This is a genomic window from uncultured Methanobrevibacter sp., from assembly GCF_902801725.1.
GTDB lineage: Archaea > Methanobacteriota > Methanobacteria > Methanobacteriales > Methanobacteriaceae > Methanocatella.
Window position 1 is genome coordinate 1 of sequence record NZ_CADCJB010000069.1, and the last position, 4,527, is coordinate 4,527.

A 4,527-nucleotide genomic window follows, 5' to 3' on the forward strand; every position below is an offset into this window, starting at 1 on the left:
ATCCAAATCAACCATAATCAAGGCAGTATCCTCATAAACCAGGACGTCAAGATCAATAGTAGTATTTTCCTTAGCAACTTCAGTAACAGTAAATGTCACACTAGTACTGTTCATATTGAAGTTATCATCACCAAGATAAGTTACCTCAACAAAGTAACTATTTGGAAGTAAATTAGTAGTTAATTTTGCGACACCATCAACTACTTCAATATTAGCAACAGTACCACCAACAGCTAACCGTACAAATCCGGTAGCATTTTCATCAACATTCACAGTCACTGTAACTCTGTATCCAACCACTTCAGCACTAGCAGTAATAGGTGTATCTTTCTTAATGTGACCTTTGAGAGTGAACTCTTCAGAGGTAATGTTAGTATTAAATCTGGAATCACCCATATAGGTTGCGATTACTGTATAATCACCAGTTTCAAGAATATCTTGAAGAACCGCTTTACCATCAATTACATCGACATAGAGAGTGTATTCTTCTGGACCAGTTACTTGGAATTTGACAAGACCGGTTGCTGCTTCATCAACAGTAACAGTCATTGTCACATTGTTTTCTCCAGTTGCGACATCCAATTCAATTGGAGTGTCCTGTTTATTTACATTGAATGTTGTGGTATTATATGCGCTGTAGTTACCGTCAACAACAGTTACAGAAACAAAAATATCCTTACCAACAGTTAAATCAGGAATATATTTAACTCCTTCTCCATCATTAACAGATACAGTATAGTTTTCACCTCTAATACTTACAATGTATTCACCGTCAACATCTGCCTGAACAACAACAGTAGCATTATCACCATAAGTAATATCCTCAACAGAAACAACAACGGAAATCTGTTTACTTGTTACTTCAAATACTGCTTCTTCAAATGCGGAATAATTCCCGTCAATTGCAGTTGCATTAACAGTATAACTTCCAACAGTCAAGCCAGGAACTGAAACATTTCCGGTACCGTTTACAACATTAACTTTATAAGTTTCATTACCGACATAAACGAGATATTCGCCGTCAGCATCTGCACCAACAGTAACTACTGCTTTTTCGCCGTAGGTTATATTGGATACAGTAATGTTTAATTCTACAGTTTTTGGAATGACTAATACTACGCCAGGATAGACTACGGATTTATTGGTGTAGTAGGAATCACCTTCATAAGTACCTGTGACCAGATATTTTCCAACATTGTCTACGACATACAAATTAGGAACAACAAGTTCTTCGAGACAGGATTGTGTGATAGTGTAAACAGGATTCATATTGGAATCATATACAGTGTAGGTAATGTTTCCATATGCATTTTCTGGAACTTTCACATGAACAGTTGCATTTTCACCATAATAAATAGTATCGTTAGATAGGTTGAAAATTCCGATATTTTCATTAACTGTTAAATTAGCATAGCCGTATGCTTCATTATAGTCGTCAGTTTCAATTTTATAAACTTTGATTTCATATTTACCAGGTTTGAAGTTTTTACTTGGAACTGTAAATGTTCCGCTGCCGCCAATATACAATGAAACTGCATCATCGTAGCTGTCGTTTATAAATACGGTATAATAATCAGCATCGTCGACTTTTACATTAATTTCAATATCTTCACCATAGTTAGCTTCAGCATCACTTACAGTTATGTTTGGAGTGGTTTTGTAAACTTCCACATAAACTGGTATACCGACTGGATAGTAGTTTTTATTTCCACCATATGATGCTGCAACTAAATAGTTACCATGGGTCAATGTGAGATTTTCAAGCTGAGTCTTGTTATACCATTTTCCATCCAATTGATAGAGAATCTTATCGGTAGCATTATTGATGAGTGTTGCATTAACTTCTAATTTTTCACCCTGAGTAATATTTGATATTGTAACTTTTAATCCAGGATCTATACGATTTACAGTGAATGTTTTAGTTTTTTGATTAAATACAAATGTGTTTGAATCATCGTTTTGTGCATTTAATACCACATCGTAGTCTCCACCTGTTAGATTGCTTAAAGTGAGGGTGAATTTATTGTTAGTTACTTTGACTGGATAGACTTTGTTGTTAATGTTTAAATTGACATTGAAGTCGAAGTTTGTACCAATATCAATAGTACCGTTAATTGTTTCAGTTTTTCCGTAGTCAATATCACTAACAGCATAATCGACGTTTTCAGTATCAAAGGTTGTATGGGTAATGTTCACATTAGGGTTCTCACTATAGATGTTTCTGCAATCGCCTCCCTTATTTTCTGCAAACACACATCCGTTGACACTAGCATTCACATCTGATCCAATGAATAATGTACTTTCACCTGAATGTGGGTTGTCTGAAAGGGTATTGGATAAAAATGTGGATTCTGAAACGGACAGATTTTTGTCTTCACTTAAAACAATATAATAACCAGTATTGTTTGTGAATGTACATCCTGAAATACTATTTTGAACATTGTTCCATGATTCAATTATACGGCTAAATGCATTTCCTGTAAATATTGAATTTTCAATATTCAATTTTGAATTATCCCTTGCAAAAATACCTTCTCCTTTAGTATTATCGTAAAATTCAGCATTAATGAGAACATCATTACATTTCTCAACAAAAATGGCTTCACCGGATCCTAATGTGTTTTCAACAAATTCGGTTGATATGATTTTTGCTGAATTCGCATTAGTTATATTAATGAGGCGACCCCAACTGTCGATTGTATTGTTTTCAAATGTTGATTCATTAATGATAATGTCAGATTTACTAGTGACGAGGTAAGTGTGGTATATGTTATTGTCATAAAATTCAGAGTTAACAATATTTAAATTTCCTTCATTATAGATAAATGCTTTAAATTCTATGGTATCACTGTCTTCTCCTAAAGTATTGTTGGCAAAGGCACATCCATCTAAAGTCAAATTACCTCTATTGAAAAAGACTGCATTCTTATAGTTAGTTTTAAATCCGGTGAATACTGCATTACATATAGTAATATCAGAGTCTCCAGTAGTGTTTATAAACCCTAAATTAGTTGTACTTTGATCAAAAACAACATCTCCAAGTGCAATTATGGTTAATTTTTTACCTACAATATTTCCTGCGGCATAGCCAAAACCACTGTAAGTTCCTTCCATTACATAAATGATGTCTTCAGCTGCAGAGTTATTGATAGCTTCAGCCAATGTATCGAATTTTCCACCAGTACTGTTGACAATGAAATTGCCTAAATATTCGCTTACAGTGAATGTGGTTCCGTTTGCTGCATCGTTATAGTTTTCATCACCTTCACGGACAACCATTACGCTGTAGTTTCCTTCTCCAACACTGTCCAATGTTATTTCAGCTTGACTGTTAGCAATAGTGAAAGTTGAAAGCCTATTATTGAACAGAAGCTGGAATGTTCCGTTTTTACTTGCGTTGATTTTTAAAACAGGGGTACCAATATCTGAATTTTTAAGGATAATGTCCTCTACGGTCAGATTGATGTAAACATTCGCCTTATTTACGATAAGCCTGTCTCTAATTGATTCACCATAATAAACGTTGCCGTTTTTATCATAAATGACTTCATTTAATATAACGTCATAAGCGCCTTTTGGTAAAACGCCGGTATTATATTCAAATATGCCGTCTGTAATTGTGACATTAGCGTCTTTATAGTTAACAAATCCCGGTAATGTTAATTGAAGGTCCATGTTGAATTGAGGGTCAAGTGTACCTGTAATTGTTGTAGGAATGCCGTATTCTCCATCCGGTACGTACAATATCACATCATAGAAATCGAATGTGTTATCTCTAAAGTCTTGAACATCGCCTGCATTGTAAATGTTTGCATACTCGTAAGCGAAGTTAATTCCAAAGAAGGATTCTGCAAGTTTCAAGGTTTTGTTGTTGTAGATTGCTCCACCATTGCCTGTTGCGGTATTTGCAACTAATGTGGAATTATTCACAATCAGCATATTATTATTGTAAATGGCACCTCCGTCCTTTGCACTGAAACTTCCGCTAAATGATGAATTAGCTATGTTTGCTTCACCGTCATTGAAAATTGCACCACCATATCCGTTTGCAGTGTTATCTTCAAAAGTAGAGTTTAAGACTTCTAATGTTCCTTCATTATAAACAGCTCCGCCATTTATACCTTCATTTTCATTGAAAACTGTGTCTTTAATGGTTAATGAATTTTTGTTATATATTGCACCACCATTTCCGTTATTGATGTTTTCTGTGAAATTGGAATCAACAATTTCTGCATTTCCATTGTTGTACACAACAGAATTTGTATTTATGACATTGCTTGAGAATTCAGCTCCTTCGATGAATAATTTTCCATTATTTAAAACAATAGCATTATTAATGGAATTAAGTGAAAATACACCGTCTGTTATATTTAAGGAACCGGAATTGTATATGATTGTATCGGTTTCAAAACCGGTGAAAGAACAGTTTTTAAGTGTTAAACTGCCGTAATTTTCAATTGATGCATGATCTTTTATGCCTCCATCAACAAACTCAATGTTTTCAATTACAACATTACATCCTTCAGC

Annotated in this window: 1 protein-coding gene; it reads right to left on the minus strand. The window is 34.3% G+C overall.

Features of this window, described 5'->3' with window-relative positions; all coding sequences use genetic code 11:
* Positions 1 to 4,527 (minus strand): right-handed parallel beta-helix repeat-containing protein (locus QZV68_RS09960; RefSeq protein WP_296880847.1); only part of this gene is annotated, 4,527 nt, incomplete at both ends.